General features: G+C 50.6%; 22 protein-coding genes. 13 read left to right on the forward strand and 9 right to left on the reverse strand.

The window, feature by feature from the left end; genetic code table 11:
- The first annotated feature begins 1 nt into the window (after position 1).
- The 5 genes from rsxG to gstA all read left to right on the forward strand — a co-directional run bounded on the left by rsxG (position 2) and on the right by gstA (position 4,778).
- Positions 2-622: an electron transport complex subunit RsxG gene (gene rsxG / locus A9180_RS18455; RefSeq protein ID WP_064530021.1), complete on the forward strand. Its 621-nt coding sequence runs from the start codon at positions 2-4 to the stop codon at positions 620-622.
- A gap of 3 nt (positions 623-625) precedes the next feature.
- Positions 626-1,321 (forward strand): electron transport complex subunit RsxE, encoded by a 696-nt coding sequence (rsxE, locus tag A9180_RS18460; protein ID WP_064530022.1) that lies wholly within the window; start codon positions 626-628, stop codon positions 1,319-1,321.
- Complete coding sequence (gene nth, locus A9180_RS18465; RefSeq protein ID WP_001030332.1) at positions 1,321-1,956, forward strand: endonuclease III; 636 nt, start codon at positions 1,321-1,323, stop codon at positions 1,954-1,956. The genes rsxE and nth overlap by 1 nt, the downstream gene beginning before the upstream one ends.
- Positions 1,957-2,564: 608 nt before the next feature.
- A complete protein-coding gene (gene dtpA / locus A9180_RS18475) occupies positions 2,565-4,067 on the forward strand; it encodes a dipeptide/tripeptide permease DtpA (RefSeq protein WP_064530078.1) in 1,503 nt (500 codons plus the stop codon).
- A gap of 105 nt (positions 4,068-4,172) precedes the next feature.
- On the forward strand, positions 4,173-4,778 hold the full coding sequence (gene gstA, locus A9180_RS18480) for a glutathione transferase GstA (protein ID WP_064530023.1): 606 nt from the start codon (positions 4,173-4,175) through the stop codon (positions 4,776-4,778).
- A gap of 43 nt (positions 4,779-4,821) precedes the next feature.
- Here the strand turns inward: gstA and pdxY are convergent, their stop codons facing one another.
- From pdxY to anmK, 5 genes are all read right to left on the reverse strand, one after another.
- The gene (gene pdxY / locus A9180_RS18485) at positions 4,822-5,682 is read right to left on the reverse strand and encodes a pyridoxal kinase PdxY (RefSeq protein ID WP_064530024.1); all 861 of its coding nucleotides are present in this window, start codon (positions 5,680-5,682) and stop codon (positions 4,822-4,824) included.
- A gap of 61 nt (positions 5,683-5,743) precedes the next feature.
- A complete protein-coding gene (gene tyrS, locus A9180_RS18490; protein WP_064530025.1) occupies positions 5,744-7,018 on the reverse strand; it encodes a tyrosine--tRNA ligase in 1,275 nt (424 codons plus the stop codon).
- A gap of 128 nt (positions 7,019-7,146) precedes the next feature.
- The gene (gene pdxH / locus A9180_RS18495; protein ID WP_064530026.1) at positions 7,147-7,803 is read right to left on the reverse strand and encodes a pyridoxamine 5'-phosphate oxidase; all 657 of its coding nucleotides are present in this window, start codon (positions 7,801-7,803) and stop codon (positions 7,147-7,149) included.
- A gap of 58 nt (positions 7,804-7,861) precedes the next feature.
- Positions 7,862-8,191: a C-type lysozyme inhibitor gene (mliC, locus tag A9180_RS18500; protein ID WP_064530027.1), complete on the reverse strand. Its 330-nt coding sequence runs from the start codon at positions 8,189-8,191 to the stop codon at positions 7,862-7,864.
- An 84-nt stretch (positions 8,192-8,275) separates the two neighbouring features.
- Positions 8,276-9,397, reverse strand: a complete 1,122-nt coding sequence (gene anmK, locus A9180_RS18505; RefSeq protein ID WP_064530028.1) for an anhydro-N-acetylmuramic acid kinase — start codon at positions 9,395-9,397, stop codon at positions 8,276-8,278.
- A 274-nt stretch (positions 9,398-9,671) separates the two neighbouring features.
- Between anmK and slyB the strand changes: the two genes are divergently transcribed.
- Entirely contained in the window at positions 9,672-10,139 is a 468-nt protein-coding gene (slyB, locus tag A9180_RS18510; protein WP_064530029.1) for an outer membrane lipoprotein SlyB, read from the forward strand.
- A gap of 46 nt (positions 10,140-10,185) precedes the next feature.
- Here slyB and slyA read toward each other — a convergent pair whose 3' ends face one another.
- Positions 10,186-10,620 (reverse strand): transcriptional regulator SlyA, encoded by a 435-nt coding sequence (slyA, locus tag A9180_RS18515; RefSeq protein ID WP_064530079.1) that lies wholly within the window; start codon positions 10,618-10,620, stop codon positions 10,186-10,188.
- Positions 10,621-10,820: 200 nt separating this feature from the next.
- Here slyA and A9180_RS18520 point away from each other — a divergent pair, with 200 nt between their 5' ends.
- From A9180_RS18520 to A9180_RS18530, 3 genes are read left to right on the forward strand one after another with little or no spacing between them, the layout of a single operon-like run.
- On the forward strand, positions 10,821-11,057 hold the full coding sequence (locus A9180_RS18520) for a DUF1656 domain-containing protein (protein ID WP_064530030.1): 237 nt from the start codon (positions 10,821-10,823) through the stop codon (positions 11,055-11,057).
- Positions 11,058-11,059: 2 nt separating this feature from the next.
- Positions 11,060-11,917 (forward strand): HlyD family secretion protein, encoded by an 858-nt coding sequence (locus A9180_RS18525; RefSeq protein WP_064530031.1) that lies wholly within the window; start codon positions 11,060-11,062, stop codon positions 11,915-11,917.
- Positions 11,917-13,929 (forward strand): FUSC family protein, encoded by a 2,013-nt coding sequence (locus A9180_RS18530; RefSeq protein ID WP_064530032.1) that lies wholly within the window; start codon positions 11,917-11,919, stop codon positions 13,927-13,929. The genes A9180_RS18525 and A9180_RS18530 overlap by 1 nt, the downstream gene beginning before the upstream one ends.
- On the opposite strand, the gene sodC is transcribed toward A9180_RS18530, so the two are convergent.
- The 3 genes from sodC to A9180_RS18545 all read right to left on the reverse strand — a co-directional run bounded on the left by sodC (position 13,930) and on the right by A9180_RS18545 (position 15,715).
- Complete coding sequence (gene sodC, locus A9180_RS18535; RefSeq protein WP_064530033.1) at positions 13,930-14,451, reverse strand: superoxide dismutase [Cu-Zn] SodC; 522 nt, start codon at positions 14,449-14,451, stop codon at positions 13,930-13,932. It lies immediately after the preceding gene.
- A gap of 79 nt (positions 14,452-14,530) precedes the next feature.
- Positions 14,531-15,427, reverse strand: coding sequence for an aldo/keto reductase family oxidoreductase (locus tag A9180_RS18540; protein WP_064530034.1), 897 nt, complete (start codon positions 15,425-15,427; stop codon positions 14,531-14,533).
- Between the two features lie 48 nt (positions 15,428-15,475).
- A complete protein-coding gene (locus A9180_RS18545; RefSeq protein WP_064530035.1) occupies positions 15,476-15,715 on the reverse strand; it encodes a DUF1289 domain-containing protein in 240 nt (79 codons plus the stop codon).
- Between the two features lie 226 nt (positions 15,716-15,941).
- Between A9180_RS18545 and nemR the strand changes: the two genes are divergently transcribed.
- From nemR to rnt, 4 genes are all read left to right on the forward strand, one after another.
- A complete protein-coding gene (nemR, locus tag A9180_RS18550; RefSeq protein WP_064530036.1) occupies positions 15,942-16,541 on the forward strand; it encodes a DNA-binding transcriptional regulator NemR in 600 nt (199 codons plus the stop codon).
- Between the two features lie 36 nt (positions 16,542-16,577).
- Positions 16,578-17,675, forward strand: a complete 1,098-nt coding sequence (gene nemA, locus A9180_RS18555; RefSeq protein WP_064530037.1) for an N-ethylmaleimide reductase — start codon at positions 16,578-16,580, stop codon at positions 17,673-17,675.
- An 80-nt stretch (positions 17,676-17,755) separates the two neighbouring features.
- Positions 17,756-18,163: a lactoylglutathione lyase gene (gloA, locus tag A9180_RS18560; RefSeq protein ID WP_064530038.1), complete on the forward strand. Its 408-nt coding sequence runs from the start codon at positions 17,756-17,758 to the stop codon at positions 18,161-18,163.
- 101 nt (positions 18,164-18,264) lie between these two features.
- Entirely contained in the window at positions 18,265-18,912 is a 648-nt protein-coding gene (gene rnt / locus A9180_RS18565) for a ribonuclease T (RefSeq protein ID WP_001282281.1), read from the forward strand.
- The last annotated feature ends 90 nt before the right edge of the window (positions 18,913-19,002 follow it).

The following is a 19,002-nucleotide window of genomic DNA, read 5'->3' on the forward strand; positions in this document are numbered from 1 at the left end:
CATGCTGAAGACTATTCGAAAACACGGTATTACGCTGGCGCTGTTCGCCGCTGGTTCTACAGGTTTAACGGCTGCCATCAACCAGATGACCAAAACTACGATTGCTGAACAGGCTAGCCTGCAACAAAAAGCGTTGTTTGATCAGGTGTTGCCAGCCGAGCGCTATAACAACGCGCTGGCCCAAAGTTGCTATATAGTGACTGCACCAGAATTAGGAAAAGGCGAGCATCGGATTTACATCGCAAAACAGGATGACAAGCCGGTTGCTGCCGTTCTGGAGGCAACCGCACCAGATGGTTATTCCGGCGCGATTCAGCTATTGGTCGGGGCCGATTTTAACGGCACGGTACTTGGCACCCGCGTGACAGAACATCACGAAACGCCGGGACTTGGCGACAAAATAGAACTGCGCCTTTCTGACTGGATCACCCATTTTGCAGGTAAAAAAATCAGCGGCGCGGATGACGCTCACTGGGCGGTGAAGAAAGATGGTGGTGATTTCGACCAGTTCACCGGGGCGACTATTACGCCTCGCGCGGTGGTGAATGCGGTAAAACGCGCCGGATTGTATGCCCAAACGTTGCCAGCACAACTTTCTCAACTTCCTGCCTGTGGAGAATAAACCGTGAGCGAAATTAAAGACGTTATTGTTCAGGGGTTATGGAAGAACAACTCCGCGCTGGTCCAGTTGCTGGGCCTCTGTCCGCTGCTGGCAGTCACTTCCACTGCCACCAACGCACTGGGTTTAGGACTTGCCACGACGCTGGTGTTGACTCTCACCAACCTGACCATCTCGACGCTGCGTCACTGGACGCCAGCCGAAATTCGAATCCCGATTTACGTGATGATCATCGCTTCGGTGGTCAGCGCCGTACAAATGCTGATTAACGCATACGCCTTTGGCCTGTATCAATCGTTAGGGATTTTTATTCCACTGATTGTCACCAACTGTATCGTTGTTGGCCGTGCGGAAGCCTTCGCCGCCAAAAAAGGTCCGGCGCTCTCCGCGCTTGATGGTTTTTCGATAGGCATGGGCGCAACCTGCGCCATGTTCGTACTGGGTTCACTACGCGAAATCATCGGCAACGGAACATTGTTTGACGGTGCCGATGCGCTGTTGGGTAGCTGGGCCAAAGTATTGCGGGTAGAGATCTTCCACACCGATTCTCCCTTCCTGTTAGCCATGTTACCGCCAGGCGCATTCATTGGTCTGGGGCTGATGCTGGCGGGAAAATACCTGATTGATGAAAGAATGAAAAAGCGCCGTGCTGAAGCAGCTGCTACACGCGAGTTGCCAAACGGTGAAACAGGGAATGTCTGATGAACAAAGCAAAACGACTGGAGATCCTCACTCGCCTGCGTGAGAACAACCCTCATCCCACAACCGAACTTAATTTCAGTTCGCCTTTTGAATTGCTGATTGCTGTACTGCTTTCCGCTCAGGCCACCGATGTCAGCGTTAATAAGGCGACGGCAAAGCTTTACCCGGTAGCGAATACACCTGCCGCAATGCTCGAACTGGGCGTCGATGGGGTTAAAACGTATATCAAAACCATTGGGCTATATAACAGCAAAGCAGAAAATATCATCAAAACCTGCCGTATTTTACTCGAACAGCATAACGGCGAAGTTCCGGAAGATCGCGCTGCGCTGGAAGCCCTGCCCGGTGTAGGGCGTAAAACAGCAAACGTGGTATTGAATACGGCTTTCGGTTGGCCGACCATTGCTGTAGATACACACATTTTCCGCGTCTGCAACCGCACCCAATTTGCGCCAGGGAAAAATGTCGAGCAGGTTGAAGAAAAACTGCTCAAAGTGGTTCCGGCAGAATTCAAAGTCGACTGCCACCACTGGTTAATCCTCCACGGGCGTTACACCTGTATTGCCCGCAAGCCACGCTGTGGTTCCTGCATAATTGAAGACCTTTGTGAATACAAAGAGAAAGTTGACATCTGACAAAAAGGGGTAACATCGTTATCCCTTTCATAACTATTCTTCATCCTCTTACAAAACATCTTGTTAACGTCAATGATGCCGCCTCGCGGCTTCATTTTCAGGCAATCCGTTTGTGAATAACCAAAAATGCAGGTTAATTGTTTTTTTAATAGCGAAATTTTCTATCTATTCGTGATCCAGATCACCTTGATGTCAATATGTAAAAATATTGCTCTGTTTAAGTTAAATTTGACGAAGCATTGATTCAATCAAGGCAGAAACCTACAAAACATTACACTGTCTATTTTTCAGATAATGGACTATCTCACTACATAAAACACCTTACAGTAGAACATATCGCCAAATATCAGTATCCCCCCTCTTCTGGTAGTGAAAAAATCTGCCGTTACGTTTTTTGAAAAATTTAACGCTGGATAACATTTCAATGGGCCGATGATTCCTCCATGCCAGTTATATGTAACAGATTATTACAAAGGACTTGTCTGAAAGTGCAAGATAGTGAACATTACCTGCCGTTTCCCCTCCCACTATAACAATTGCGCGTATGTTTATTAGACATCACGCGAGAAAGCACCCCCGTTAATATGGGATGTAAAAAAGAGGTAAAAGTGTCCACTGCAAACCAAAAACCAACAGAAAGCGTTAGTTTGAACGCTTTCAAACAACCGAAGGCGTTCTATCTCATCTTCTCGATCGAGTTATGGGAACGTTTTGGTTATTACGGCCTACAAGGAATTATGGCTGTCTACCTGGTTAAACAACTGGGTATGTCTGAAGCGGATTCAATCACACTTTTCTCTTCCTTTAGCGCCCTGGTTTATGGTCTTGTCGCTATTGGTGGTTGGTTAGGCGATAAGGTACTGGGTACAAAACGCGTCATTATGCTTGGTGCTATTGTGCTGGCTATTGGTTATGCGCTGGTTGCCTGGTCTGGTCACGATGCCGGTATCGTCTATATGGGTATGGCGGCAATTGCGGTCGGTAACGGCCTGTTTAAAGCCAACCCGTCTTCACTGCTGTCAACTTGCTACGAGAAAAACGATCCACGTCTGGACGGTGCATTTACCATGTACTACATGTCCGTCAACATCGGTTCGTTCTTCTCTATGATTGCAACACCGTGGTTAGCCGCTAAGTATGGCTGGAGCGTCGCATTCGCCCTTAGCGTGGTTGGTCTGTTGATCACCATCGTTAACTTCGCCTTCTGCCAACGCTGGGTTAAACAGTACGGTTCAAAACCTGACTTTGAGCCGATCAACTACCGCAATCTGCTGTTAACCATTATTGGTGTTGTGGCGCTGATTGCGATTGCCACCTGGCTGCTGCATAACCAGGACGTTGCGCGTATGGCGCTGGGCGTTGTTGCCTTTGGTATCGTGGTTATCTTCGGTAAAGAAGCCTTTGCCATGAAAGGTGCTGCACGTCGTAAAATGATCGTTGCTTTCATCCTGATGCTTGAAGCAATCATCTTCTTCGTGCTGTACAGCCAGATGCCGACGTCTCTGAACTTCTTTGCAATTCGTAACGTTGAGCACACTATTCTGGGCCTGGCTGTAGAACCTGAACAGTATCAGGCACTCAACCCGTTCTGGATCATCATTGGTAGCCCGATTCTCGCAGCTATCTATAACAAGATGGGCGATACCCTGCCGATGCCGACCAAATTCGCAATCGGTATGGTGATGTGCTCTGGCGCATTCCTGATCCTGCCGCTGGGCGCGAAATTCGCCTCTGACGCTGGTATCGTGTCTGTAAGTTGGCTGGTTGCAAGCTATGGCCTGCAGAGTATCGGTGAACTGATGATCTCCGGTCTGGGTCTGGCAATGGTTGCACAGCTCGTTCCACAGCGTCTGATGGGCTTTATTATGGGTAGCTGGTTCCTGACCACTGCCGGTGCAAACCTGATTGGTGGTTATGTTGCGGGTATGATGGCTGTACCGGATAACGTAACCGATCCGCTGATGTCGCTGGAAGTATATGGCCGCGTGTTCTTACAGATTGGTGTCGCCACTGCCGTTATTGCAGTGCTGATGCTGCTGACCGCGCCGAAACTGCATCGTATGACTCAGGACGATGCTGCTGATAAAGCGGCGAAAGCTGCCGTAGCGTAAATTTCAGGGAAACTCTTTTACAAGCCGCTAACTTTTCGTTAGCGGCTTTTTTTTTGTTCAGCAACGCACTACCATACTTTAAACCACAGCCAAAAGGAGTTACCGATGAAACTGTTCTACAAACCGGGCGCCTGCTCTCTTGCATCCCATATCATCCTGCGTGAGAGCGGAAAGGACTTTACGCTCGCCAGTGTGGATTTAATGAAAAAACGTCTGGAAAACGGCGATGACTACTTTGCGATTAATCCTAAAGGGCAGGTTCCTGCGCTGCTGCTGGACGATGCAACTCTGCTGACGGAAGGCGTGGCCATTATGCAGTATCTTGCCGACAGTGTCCCCGACCGCCAACTACTGGCTCCGGTAAACAGTATTTCTCGCTATAAAACCATCGAATGGCTGAACTATATCGCCACTGAGTTGCATAAAGGCTTTACTCCGCTGTTTAACCCGGCTACACCGGAAGAGTTCAAGCCGACTGCGCGCGCACAGTTGGAGAAAAAACTACAGTACGTTAACGATGCGCTGAAAGATGATCACTGGATTTGCGGGCAACGTTTTACTATTGCTGACGCCTATCTGTTTACTGTATTGCGCTGGGCATATGGGGTGAAATTGAATCTGGAAGGTTTAGAGCATATTGCCGCATATATGCAGCGTATGGCTGAACGTCCGACGGTAAAAGCCGCGCTATCAGCGGAAGGCTTGCAGTAATGGTTATCGGCCCGCAGGATACTGTGGGCCGACAAGACGTATTTCAGAGCTTCGTCGCACTGAAGTAGTGTTCTGGTTTAGCAATACGATCCTGGGCTGCTACAACTTGCAGCTCATATTCCTGCATAGCTTTGGTGGTCACCATAATTTCGTATACCGCAGCAGTCACATGCTCCAGCGCGTGCTGCAACGTTGCGCCCTGTAGTAGTTTCACCAGCAATAATCCGCTCGTCACATCACCAACGCCCACTGGCTGACGCATGCCAAAATCAACCAGAGGACGGTCGATATGCCATGCTTCATCGGCAGTAACCAGCAACATTTCAAAACGATCTGTGTTGTAACCGGCACGCGCCAGATGTTTCACCAATACGATTTCAGGCCCCTGAGCAATAAGTTCGCGCGCGGCTTTAACCGCATCTTCGACGTTATGTACCGGATGCTCGCAGAGGATTTCCAGCTCAACCAGATTTGGCGCGATGATATCGCTGGCAGGAAGACCGTGACGCACGTGGAACTCCGCCACACCAGGCGCAACGATACAGCCCTTTTCGGGGTGCCCCATTACCGGATCGCAAAAATATTTCGCCTGCGGGTTCGCTGCTTTCACCTGACGGACAATACCGAGGATATGCTCGCCCTGCTCCGCCGACCCCAGATAGCCGCTTAATACGGCATCACAAGTGTGCAATTTATCGATAGCGGCAATGCCTTGCACAATTTCGGTTAAATGACTGGGCGGCATCACGCAGCCAGTCCATTTACCGTATTGGGTGTGATTAGAAAATTGAACGGTGTTGAGCGGCCAGACATTCGCGCCCAGGCGGCGCATTGGAAACTCTGCCGCACTGTTACCCGCATGACCATAGACAACGTGAGACTGGATAGCGAGAATATTTTTCATCGTGCTCCCTGTATAAAAATCAGGGGGAGTGATTTCTCATTCCCCCTTTCCACTTAGTGCATTATTTCCAGCAAATCAGACAGTAATTCTTTTTGCCGCGACGAAGTAAGGTATAACGACCAAACAGACGATCTTCTTCTTTAAAGAAGTATTCTGGATCGGACTGTTTTTCACCATTAATGGTGATGGCATTAGAGGCGATAGTTTTACGCGCCTGACCACGGGAAGGTTGCAGTTCAGAATCAACCAACGCCTGCATCAGATCTGCGCCTTTTTCCAACTCAACCATCGGTACGCCGTCCTGCGCCAGTTGTTCGAAGTCCGCTTCACTCAGCGCACTCAGAGAACCGCTGAACAGGCACTCGGTAATACGTTTCGCAGCTTGCAAACCTTCTTCACCGTGAACCAGTCGCGTCACCTGCTCCGCCAGCACATACTGGGCGCGTGGCGCTTTACCGCTGTTTTTATCTTCTTCTTCGAGGGCATTGATCTCTTCAATGCTCATAAAGGTGAAGAACTTCAGGAAGCGGTAAACGTCAGCATCTGCAGTGTTGATCCAGAACTGGTAGAACTTGTACGGACTGGTTTTCTTCGGATCCAGCCATACTGCGCCACCTTCAGTTTTACCGAACTTAGTGCCGTCTGCTTTGGTGATCAGCGGAACGGTCAGGCCAAACACCTGGTTCTGATGCAGACGACGGGTCAGATCGATACCAGAGGTGATGTTACCCCACTGGTCAGAACCGCCGATTTGCAGCACCACACCGTACTGTTTGTTCAGGCAGGCAAAGTCATAGCCTTGCAACAGGTTGTAGGAAAACTCGGTGAACGAAATCCCCTGATCTTCACGGTTGAGACGCTGTTTAACCGCTTCTTTGTTGATCATCTGGTTAACGGAGAAGTGTTTGCCGATATCGCGCAGGAAGGTCAACACATTCATATTGCCGAACCAGTCATAGTTGTTCGCTGCGATAGCAGAGTTTTCTCCGCAGTCGAAATCGAGGAACGGGGCAACCTGTTTGCGGATTTTGTCCACCCACTCCTGAACAGTTTCTTCAGTGTTCAGCTTACGCTCGGCAGCTTTGAAGCTTGGGTCACCAATCAGACCCGTGGCGCCGCCTACCAGCGCAACCGGCTTGTGGCCCGCCTGCTGGAAGCGTTTCAGGCATAACAATGGAACAAGATGCCCCAAATGCAAGCTGTCAGCGGTAGGATCGAAGCCGCAATAGAGCGCGATCGGGCCTTGCGCCAGTCGCTCTGCTAACGCTTCTTCGTCCGTCACCTGGGCCACCAGCCCCCGCTCTTGCAATTGTTTAATCAAGTTACTGCTTGCCATCAAAATCTCCATGTATATAACGACTGCACCTTTGCCGGTACACGACTTTTCGCCAGATGCGAAAGAGACATAGAATAAAGTGCCGGAATCAGGAGTACCAGCGATTAAAGCAAGATTTTTGCATCTTTTCAGGGTGCGAGGCGATCGATTTTCCACGCCTCGTTTTCACGCTGGTACAAAAAGCGGTCATGCAGTCGATGCTCACCGCCCTGCCAGAACTCAATCTGTTCAAGGCTGACGCGAAAACCGCCCCAAAAACTCGGCAACGGCACTTCGCCCTGCTGAAACTTCTGCTTCAATTCCAGGAATTTGCTTTCAAGGATCCCACGCGCAGAAATACGGCTGGACTGCTTCGATACCCACGCGCCAATCTGGCTATCACGCGGGCGGCTATGAAAATATTTCATCACTTCGAGAGTCGAAAGACGTTCCGCTTTACCGATCACCATCACCTGGCGTTCAAGGGTATGCCATGGAAAAAGCAGGCTAACGCGCGGGTTATTTTCGATTTGGTGTGCTTTACGGCTGCCAAGGTTGGTGTAAAACACCATGCCTTTTTCATCGTAATGCTTAAGTAAAACAATGCGCTGATATGGTTGGCCATGTTCATCAACGGTAGCGACGACCATCGCAGTAGGGTCGGCCAGTTTGGCTTCACAGGCCTGAGAAAGCCAGCGTTCAAAGAGGGTTAAAGGATCGGCGGGAAGATCGCGGCGGCGTAAACCGCCTTTAGTGTATTCGCGGCGCAAATGCGCGATTTGCTGCAATTCGTCGTTATCAGCCATGGTTTTCTTTACAGATTGTCAGTGGGTGACGCTATTGTGCGCCGCCCCTGGAAAAATCTCAACGCTGTGGATTTTGTAACTGACAGTTATTCAAGACGATGTGGTCACGTTTATAGACCGTCGCCTCATCACCTTTTGACCAGAAAACGTAGATACCGTCGGTATAACGTGCGCCAGACGCTGAAATACCCTGTTTAAGGTGCAGCAGTTGATTATCGTAAACAAAACTGACTTCCTGACGCGGATTATTCAGTTTGACGGTCAACGGTTTTTCATCACACTGGTATTCCAGCGTATCAGTTTGCATGCGCTCAACCAGTTGATTAAACGCGCTACAGCCGGTAAGAAATACCGGCAGACAAAGTAGTAACAGTTTTTTCATAAACATATCCCGAAGACTTTCCTGGTCCGGAGGGCAAAACGCCCTCCTCAACTTCCAAGTGTAACGGCAGACTCAGTAAGAAAAATTCAGTTAACTCTGATATCGCGGGTTTGCAGGAAAAATTGCGCCCAGCACCGTCTCCTCGCTTGCGCCGGTAACGGAAGGTAGATTGCCCGGCAGCCCAGCCAGCGTTCGCCAGGCAAGCCATGCGAAGGCTAACGCTTCCATGTCATCGCCGCTAATGCCAACGGCATCGGTGGTGGTCACTTCTGTACCTGGCAGTAATGCAGCAAGACGCGCCATGAGCAGCGGATTGCGACTTCCGCCACCACATACCATCAATCGATCGCAGCCACCGCTCAACAAGACTTGTTCAGAAATGGTCACAGCGGTGAGTTCCGCCAGTGTGGCCTGGACATCACGGGGGTCAACGCCCGGGAAATCGCGTAGATGGCGTTCAAGCCAGGCATAGTTAAAGTATTCGCGCCCGGTGCTTTTGGGTGCAGATTGGGAAAAATACGGATCACTAAGCATTTTTTGCAGCAGCGGCAGAATAACCTTGCCCGCCCGCGCCCACTCAGCATCTTTATCGTAAGGTTTACCGACCTGACGCCAGATCCATGCGTCCATTAGCATGTTGCCCGGTCCGGTATCGTAGCCACCTACAGGCATCCCTGGAATAAGTAGTGACAGATTAGCAATACCACCAATATTAAGCACCATTCGCCGCTCAGTGGGATGGGCCAGCAATGCGTGATGAAAAGCAGGAACCAGCGGTGCGCCCTGGCCACCTAAGGCGATATCGCGACGGCGAAAATCCCCAACAACAGTAATTCCAGTCCGCGCAACAATTTGATTGTTATCACCAATCTGTAGCGTATGTGGCGCGACGCCCGTGGGTTCGTGCCAGACGGTCTGGCCATGACAACCGATAGCCACAATATCTTTCGGCTGTAAATTTTCTGCTTTTAATAGTGCGTTAACGGCATCCGCAAACAAGCAGCCAAGTCGGGTATCCAGTTGACCAAACTGAGAGAGCGTAAGCTGTTGCCCCTGGCAAATATCCAGCACTGCTTGTTTGAGGAATGGGGGAATCGGCCAGCTCAAACTAGCCAGCTGTGCTACCCGGTGTTCATCGATCGTCGCCAGTACAACATCGACACCATCCAGGCTAGTACCTGACATAACACCAATAAAGCGGCCTGATTTCATAGTTCATCCTTTTTCAACCTGATGTTTGCGCTCCACTCAAACACAAACCTTTCGCGAATTCCATGCAAAAGAGCCGATTTTTATCGTTGGTAGTAAAAGATTATATTCACATCAATAACTAATATGAATGTTTTGTTTATACTTGGTTAACCCTACTCTAATTATGATTTAATCATGTTTTAGTGGAACATGTAATCATGGTTATACTAATGCGGTTTACTTTGACCATTAGGGATGCTTGTGAGGCGTTTCATGGTAATCAGGAGATTTTTCAATGATTAAACGCGTACTGGTTGTATCAATGGTAGGTCTTTCGCTTGTCGGTTGTGTTAACAACGATACCCTATCTGGCGATGTTTATACTGCCTCTGAAGCGAAGCAAGTGCAGAATGTCAGCTACGGCACAATTGTTAACGTACGGCAGGTACAAATTCAGGGCGGTGATGATTCCAACGTCATCGGCGCAATTGGCGGTGCGGTTCTCGGTGGTTTTCTTGGTAACACCGTTGGTGGCGGTACTGGACGCTCTTTGGCTACCGCAGCAGGTGCTGTCGCGGGTGGCGTAGCCGGCCAGGGTGTACAGAGCGCAATGAACAAAACACAGGGTGTGGAGCTGGAAATTCGTAAAGATGATGGCAACACCATCATGGTGGTGCAGAAACAGGGCAATACCCATTTCTCTCCGGGACAACGTGTCGTTCTGGCCAGCAACGGCAGCCAGGTGACGGTTTCCCCGCGCTAAACAAGTTGACGTGTGGTCAGCTAACTGGCCACACGCCCCCTTTATTTCACCCTTTGGCCTGTAACTCAGTAATATTATGCTCAAGTTTTGCAATGAGCCTAATCAGTTGTTCCAGTTCCTCTGCTGAAATCCCGTCCAAAATTTCCGCCCGGGTCTTGTTAATAACAGCTTCCATTTCGCTAATCAGTGGCTCTGCCTTTTCCGTCAGTTTAATCCGTTTGGCCCGCCGATCGCTGGGGCAAGTTTGACGCGAAATTAACCCTTTTTCTTCCAGTTGGTCCAACGTACGAACCAGTGATGGCTGCTCAATGCCGATCGCTTTTGCCAGTTGAATTTGCGACTGGTCTGGAGGTAACTGATGTATATTGTGCAACGTCACCCAATGGGTTTGCGTTAACTCCAGGGGTTTCAGGCGATGGTCTATCAGAGCACGCCATATGCGCACCAACCGTGCCAGATCAGAACCTAGTGGCGATTCCAATTTCATCTCCTTATAATTAGCTTGCTAAGATATTATACGGCTTTTAGAATAGTGTGCAGCAATTGTATTGCTAAAACAAATGGATTGCTGCATTTGCTTACCGTCAGACATGCTTTTCAGAAATAGCGAGTAATTTTATCTCACATAAACAATATTTATTAATCTAAAGCAATAAACTCAGCCTCAAAGGAATCTATTTTGTGAAGTTTATGCATAGTGCAACAGGATTGCCCCTACAAGATTTGGTGTTCGGTGCATCCGTCTACTTTCCTCCGTTTTTCAAAGCCTTCGCGCTTGGATTTGTCGTCTGGCTTGTCGTACACCGCCTGCTTCGCGACTGGATCTACGCGGGTGACATCTGGCATCCCTTGTTAATGGATTTGTCGCTATTTGCGATCTGTGTATGCTTCGCCCTGGCAATATTGATTGCGTGGTAACTATGTCAATTAAAACAATTAAGTATTTCTCAACAATAATTGTAGCAGTAGTTGCCGTTCTCGCCGGATGGTGGCTGTGGAACTTTTACATGCAGTCACCGTGGACGCGGGATGGCAAAGTACGCGCGGAACAGGTCGCTATCACGCCACAAGTGTCCGGACGTATTGTTGAGATGAATATAAAAGACAACCAGTTGATTAACGCTGGCGATATTCTGTTCACTATCGATAAAACGCCCTTCCAGATTGCAGAACTGAATGCCCAGGCCCAACTGGCTAAAGCGCAATCTGAACTTGCCAGAGCTAATAATGAGGCCAATCGCCGCCGCCATCTCTCGCAAAATTTTATCTCTGCCGAAGAACTGGATACGGCAAACCTCAATGTTAAAGCAATGCAGGCCAGTGTCGATGCCGCACAAGCAACGCTGAAACAGGCGCAATGGCAACTGGCACAAACGGAAATTCGCGCCCCGGTAAGCGGATGGGTCACCAACCTCTCTACCCGCATCGGCGACTACGCCGACACAGGAAAACCGCTGTTTGCCCTGGTAGACAGTCACTCGTTTTACGTCATTGGTTATTTTGAAGAAACCAAATTGCGGCACATCCGCGACGGTGCGCCAGCACACATTACGCTCTATAGCGATAACAAAACGTTACAGGGTCACGTCTCCAGTATCGGTCGGGCAATTTATGATCAGAGTGTGGAAAACGATTCCAGCCTGATTCCAGACATTAAACCTAACGTTCCCTGGGTTCGTCTCGCCCAGCGCGTCCCGGTTCGCTTTGCCCTTGATAATGTTCCCAGCGATGTCACGCTGGTATCCGGCACGACCTGTAGTATCGCAGTAGGTCAGTAATGAACGCCTGGTCATGGTCCCTGCGCAATCTGCCCTGGTTTAAGGCCACGCTGGCACAATGGCGTTATGCGTTACGTAATACTCTTGCCATGTGTCTGGCGCTGTCTGTTGCTTATTATTTAAATCTGGACGAGCCCTATTGGGCGATGACGTCAGCCGCGGTGGTGAGCTTCCCGACGGTTGGCGGTGTCATCAGCAAAAGCCTGGGGCGCATCGCTGGCAGCTTGCTGGGGGCTATCGCGGCGCTTATCCTTGCCGGGCATACTCTCAACGAACCGTGGTTCTTCCTGTTGAGCATGTCGGCATGGCTTGGTTTTTGTACCTGGGCCTGCGCGCATTTCACGAATAACGTGGCCTATGCGTTTCAACTGGCGGGTTACACAGCGGCGATTATCGCCTTCCCGATGGTCAATATCACTGAGGCAAGCCAGTTGTGGGACATCGCCCAGGCGCGAGTTTGCGAAGTAACCGTCGGTATTCTCTGCGGTGGGATGATGATGATGATTCTGCCGAGCACTTCCGATGCCACAGCCCTTTTAACCGCATTGAAAAACATGCACGCCCGTTTACTGGAACATGCCAGTTTGCTCTGGCAGCCTGAAACAACCGATGCCATTCGTACTGCGCATGAAGGTGTAATTGGGCAAATACTGACCATGAATTTACTGCGAATTCAGGCGTTCTGGAGCCACTATCGCTTCCGCCAGCAAAACGCGCGCCTCAATGCGTTGCTCCACCAGCAATTACGTATGACCAGTGTCATCTCGAGTTTGCGGCGTATGTTGCTCAACTGGCCATCACCGCCTGCTGCTATACGGGAAATTCTTGAACAGTTACTAACAGCCCTCGCCAGCGGGCAAACGGATTTTTACACCGTCGCGCGCATCATTGCCCCGCTACGCCCGACGAACTCAGCCGACTATCGGCATGTCGCCTTCTGGCATCGACTACGTTATTTTTGCCGCCTTTATCTGCAAAGTAGTCATGAATTACATCGACTGGAAAGCGGCGCAGATGATCAAACCAGACTCCCTCGCGCGTCCGGACTGGCACGTCATACCGATAATGCAGAAGCCATGTGGAGCGGGCTGCGTACATTTTGTACGTTGATGATGATTGGTGCGTGGAGTATTGCCTCGCAATGGGATGCCGGCGCCAATGCATTAACCCTTGCTGCGATTAGCTGCGTCCTTTACTCCGCCGTCGCAGCACCGTTTAAGTCGTTGTCACTGCTGATGCGCACGCTGGTATTACTTTCGTTCTTTAGCTTCGTGGTTAAATTTGGCCTGATGGTTCAGATTAGCGATCTGTGGCAATTTTTGCTGTTTCTTTTCCCCCTGCTGGCAACGATGCAGCTTCTCAAATTACAGATGCCAAAATTTGCCGCACTGTGGGGGCAACTGATTGTTTTCATGGGCTCTTTCATCGCTGTCACTAATCCCCCGGTGTATGATTTTGCTGATTTTCTTAACGATAATCTGGCGAAAATCGTTGGCGTAGCGCTGGCGTGGTTAGCGTTTGCCATTCTGCGACCAGGCTCGGATGCCCGCAAAAGCCGTCGCCATATTCGCGCCCTGCGCCGGGATTTTGTCGATCAACTCAGCCGTCGCCCGATGCACAGCGAGAACGAATTTGAATCTCTCACATATCATCACGTCAGTCAGTTGAGTAACAGCCAGGATGCGCTGGCGCGCCGCTGGTTATTACGTTGGGGTGTGGTGCTACTGAACTGCTCGCATGTTGTCTGGCAATTGCGCGTGTGGGAGTCGCGTTCCGATCCGTTATCACAAGTGCGGGATAACTGTATTTCGCTGTTGCGGGGAGTGATGAGTGAGCGTGGCGTTCAGCAAAAATCGCTGGCAGCCACACTAGAAGAATTACAGCGGATTTGCGACAGCCTTGCCCGGCATCATCAGCTTGCCGCCCGTGAGCTGGCGGCGATTGTCTGGCGACTATACTGCTCGCTTTCGCAACTTGAGCAAGCACCGCCGCAAGGTACGCTGGCCTCTTAATTACTTAATAACACCACAGGCATAGCGTTCACCGCCACCGCCCAGCGGTTTAGGTTGATCGGACATATTATCGCCGCCAACGTGGATCATCAGCGCCTTGTCTTTGATTTCATCGAGTGATTTCAGACGCGGCGCAATAACGGCATCGGTCGCATTGCCGTCATTGTTGACCACCAGCGCTGGCAGATCACCTAAATGCCCTGCACCTTCTGGCCCTTCGTGTTTACCACTATTTTGGGGATCAAGATGTCCGCCCGCAGATTGCGCCGCAGTGGCTTTCCCATCTTTCGTTGCGGGTTGACAACTTCCGTTGGCATGAATATGAAAGCCGTGCTCACCGGGGGGTAATGCTTTCAGATCGGGTGAAAACTCCAGACCTTTATCGGTTTCAGTAATAGTGACGCTACCTATTGACTGCCCAACACCTTGCGACGTAACGAGGTTCATCTCGACTTTTTCACTGGCGGCTTGTGCGCCGGTCGCAACAACCAGCGCCAGGATAGCCAGACTAAAACGCTTCATAGGACCTCCGTTCAATGTGCATACCCGTTAAGTGTAAACCAGTGACACATATTTGAACGGCGGCTATTCCTAAAAGTGTTTATGGTACGTCGTAACCTAATGCCGCTTTACGGATGCGGAACCACTGCTGACGCGTCATTTTCAGGGCTTCTGCCTCTACAGCAGCCCGTACGCGCTCAATTTTACCGGAGCCAATTATCGGCAACGGTTGCGACGGCAGACGTAATATCCAGGCATAAACAACCTGCTCAATAGTGGCCGCGTTTAATTCCTGGGCTATCACAGCGAGCTCATCCCGCAGAGGCTGGAAAAAATCATCATTGAACAGACGCCCACCGCCAAGACACGACCACGCCATTGGACGAATACGCAGTTGTTGTAGCTGATCGAGCGTACCATCCAGCAGCAACGGCTGATGTACTGGAGAAATTTCCACCTGATTGGTCGCAAGAGTAAACGGCAGGCGCGATTGCAACAGGGCAAATTGCGCGGGGGTGAAGTTAGATACGCCAAAATGGCGCACTTTGCCACTCTGATGCAGATGTTTAAATGCATCTGCCACTTCATCAGCATCCATTAACGGGTCGGGACGGTGGATTAACAGCAGATCCAGATGATCGGTCGCAAGATTAATCAGCGACTGTTCGGCGCTTTTAATAATATGGTCGCGGTCAGTGATGTAATGACCAATAACGTTTTCTTCACGAGCGGTCGTTGCGATGCCACATTTGCTGACGATTTCCAGTCGTTCTCGCAGATGCGGCGCCAGCTTTAGCGCCTCGCCAAATGCTGCTTCGCACTGATAGCCGCCATAAATATCAGCATGGTCCACGGTGGTGATGCCGAGATCCAGGTGCTCCTCAATAAAGCTAACCAACTGACGAGCAGACATATTCCAGTCCATCAGTCGCCAGTAGCCCATCACGAAACGGGAAAACTCCGGACCTTGCGGTGCAATAGTAATACGCTGAACCATAATCGCTTCCTCTTATCAGATATGAGAGGAGTATACGCAAGATTATGCTCAAAAGAGTGATGGTTGCTCCGGTTCGTCTGATGACGCTGGCTTATTTGCACGTAATTTACGCATAAGTCGTTGCCGACAAAGGCGCAGCACCTCTTGTTTTTCGCCATCGCTCATATTATTCCAGTTAAAACGCTCGTCCCGGCTGCGAAAACAACCGCGACAAAATCCGCGCTCATCAGACTGGCAAATTCCCCGGCACGGGCTCTGGACGGGAAAGAACTCTAGTTGCTCCGCCACTTCGCCCTCCTCAGATAAGTTTTACTCTAAATAATTCGAGTTGCAGGAAGGCGACGAGTGAATGAATACCCAGGAGCTTACTAAAGTAAGTGACTGGGGTGAGTGAACGTGGTCGCAGCGCATGCAACTTGAAGTATGACGAGTGTATTACCACTATTGAAGCTGTTAATGCCCAAAGTAGCAACTTTGCTTGCACTAGACCGACTGGTCTACTACACTCCAACACATGAACAAACACACCGAACATGATACTCGTGAACATCTCCTGGCGACGGGCGAGCAACTTTGCCTGCAACGTGGATTCACCGGGATGGGGTTAAGCGAATTACTAAAAACTGCTGAAGTGCCGAAAGGGTCCTTCTATCATTACTTTCGCTCTAAAGAAGCGTTTGGCGTTGCCATGCTTGAGCGTCATTACGCCGCATATCACCAGCGACTGACGGAGTTGCTGCAATCCGGCGAAGGTAACTACCGCGACCGTATACTGGCTTATTACCAGCAAACACTGAACCAGTTTTGCCAACATGGAACCATCAGCGGTTGCCTGACAGTAAAACTCTCTGCCGAAGTGTGCGATCTGTCAGAAGATATGCGCAGCGCGATGGATAAAGGGGCTCGCGGCGTGATCGCCCTGCTCTCGCAGGCGCTGGAAAATGGCCGTGCCAGCCATTGTTTAACCTTTTGTGGCGAACCGCTGCAACAGGCACAAGTGCTTTACGCACTGTGGCTTGGCGCGAATCTGCAGGCCAAAATTTCGCGCAGTTTCGAGCCACTGGAAAACGCGCTGGCCCATGTAAAAAACATTATTGCGACGCCTGCCGTTTAGCAGGCATTTTTTATCACCAGACGACCGGGAGCCTTTATGTCATCTGAAAAACTCTATTCCCCACTGAAAGTGGGCGCGATTACGGCGGCAAACCGTATATTTATGGCACCACTAACGCGTCTGCGCAGTATTGAACCGGGTGACATCCCTACCCCGTTGATGGCGGAATACTATCGCCAACGCGCCAGTGCTGGCTTGATTATTAGCGAAGCCACGCAAATTTCTGCCCAGGCAAAAGGATATGCTGGCGCGCCTGGCATCCATAGCCCGGAGCAAATTGCGGCGTGGAAAAAAATCACCGCTGGTGTTCATGCTGAAAACGGTCATATCGCCGTGCAGCTATGGCACACCGGGCGCATTTCTCACGCCAGCCTACAACCAGGCGGTCAGCCCCCGGTAGCCCCTTCTGCGCTAAGTGCGGGGACTCGTACATCACTGCGTGACGAAAATGGTCAGGCGGTCCGCGTAGAAACATCGATGCCACGTGCACTGGAACTGGAAGAGATTCCGGGTATCGTCAACGATTTCCGCCAGGCCATCGCCAACGCCCGTGAAGCCGGATTTGATCTGGTCGAACTCCACTCCGCTCACGGTTATTTACTGCATCAGTTCCTGTCGCCTTCTTCGAACCATCGTACCGATCAGTACGGCGGCAGCGTGGAGAATCGCGCACGTCTGGTACTGGAAGTCGTCGATGCCGGGATTGAAGAATGGGGTGCCGATCGCATTGGCATTCGCGTTTCGCCAATCGGTACTTTCCAGAACACGGATAACGGCCCAAATGAAGAAGCCGATGCACTGTATCTGATTGAACAACTGGGCAAACGTGGCATTGCTTATCTGCATATGTCCGAACCAGACTGGGCTGGAGGCAAACCGTATACTGAGGCGTTCCGCGAAAAAGTGCGCGCTCGTTTCCACGGCCCGATTATCGGGGCTGGTGCATACTCTGTCGAAAAAGCCGAAACGCTGATCGGTAAAGGGCTAATTGATGCGGTGGCGTTTGGTCGTGACTGGATTGCGAATCCGGATCTGGTTGCCCGCTTGCAGCGCAAAGCAGAGCTTAACCCACAGCGTGCCGAAAGCTTTTACGGCGGCGGTGCGGAAGGTTATACCGATTACCCTACGCTGTAATCCAACATTGCGAGCGGCGCAAAGCCGCCGCTATACTAAAACAACATTCTGAATCTGTTAGCCATTTTGAGGATATAAAAATGCGTCTTCTTCACACCATGCTGCGCGTTGGCGATCTGCAACGTTCCATCGATTTTTATACCAACGTGCTGGGCATGAAACTGCTGCGTACCAGCGAAAACCCGGAATACAAATACTCACTGGCATTCGTTGGCTACGGCCCGGAAACCGAAGAAGCGGTGATTGAGCTGACTTACAACTGGGGCGTGGATAAATACGAACTCGGCACCGCTTATGGTCACATCGCCCTTAGCGTCGAGAACGCCGCAGAAGCGTGCGAAAAAATCCGTCAAAACGGCGGTAACGTAACCCGTGAAGCGGGTCCGGTAAAAGGTGGCACTACGGTTATCGCGTTTGTGGAAGATCCGGACGGTTACAAAATTGAATTGATTGAAGAGAAAGACGCCGGTCGCGGTCTGGGTAATTAATCTCCGCCGGGCGTGAATTCATCGCGCCCGCATCTTTACTGCATCAGCGGGTAATATTTGTCATAATGCGCGCTGCAATTTATCCGTATTAAGAGAATCAGATGTCCGATAACGCTCAACTTACCGGTCTGTGCGACCGTTTTCGTGGTTTTTATCCCGTTGTGATCGATGTTGAAACAGCCGGATTTAACGCCAAAACCGATGCGCTGCTTGAGATTGCCGCCATCACCCTGAAAATGGATGAACAAGGCTGGCTGATGCCGGACACCACATTACATTTCCACGTCGAACCGTTTGTCGGCGCGAATTTGCAACCAGAAGCCCTCGCCTTCAACGGCATTGACCCAAACGATCCCGATCGCGGCGCGGTCAGTGAATACGAGGCGCTGCATGAAATTTTTAAAGTTGTACGTAAAGGCATTAAAGCGAGCGGCTGTAACCGCGCCATTATGGTGGCGCACAATGCTAATTTCGACCACAGCTTTATGATGGCCGCCGCAGAACGCGCCTCACTGAAACGTAACCCGTTCCACCCTTTCGCCACTTTCGACACCGCGGCGTTGGCCGGGCTGGCGCTCGGACAAACCGTATTATCAAAAGCCTGCCAGACCGCTGGCATGGACTTTGATAGCACCCAGGCACACTCTGCACTATACGACACCGAACGCACTGCTGTGCTGTTTTGTGAAATCGTCAATCGCTGGAAACGTCTGGGAGGCTGGCCGCTGCCTGCCGCCGAAGAGGTGTAATCGAGTTGATGCCTGATGACATGTAATGACGCAGGCATCTATAGTGAGGCTATTCCACGAATCATGCATGATAAACACGGGGAATAGCGT

The sequence above is a fragment of the Escherichia sp. B1147 genome, assembly GCF_001660175.1.
GTDB classification, from domain to species: domain Bacteria; phylum Pseudomonadota; class Gammaproteobacteria; order Enterobacterales; family Enterobacteriaceae; genus Escherichia; species Escherichia whittamii.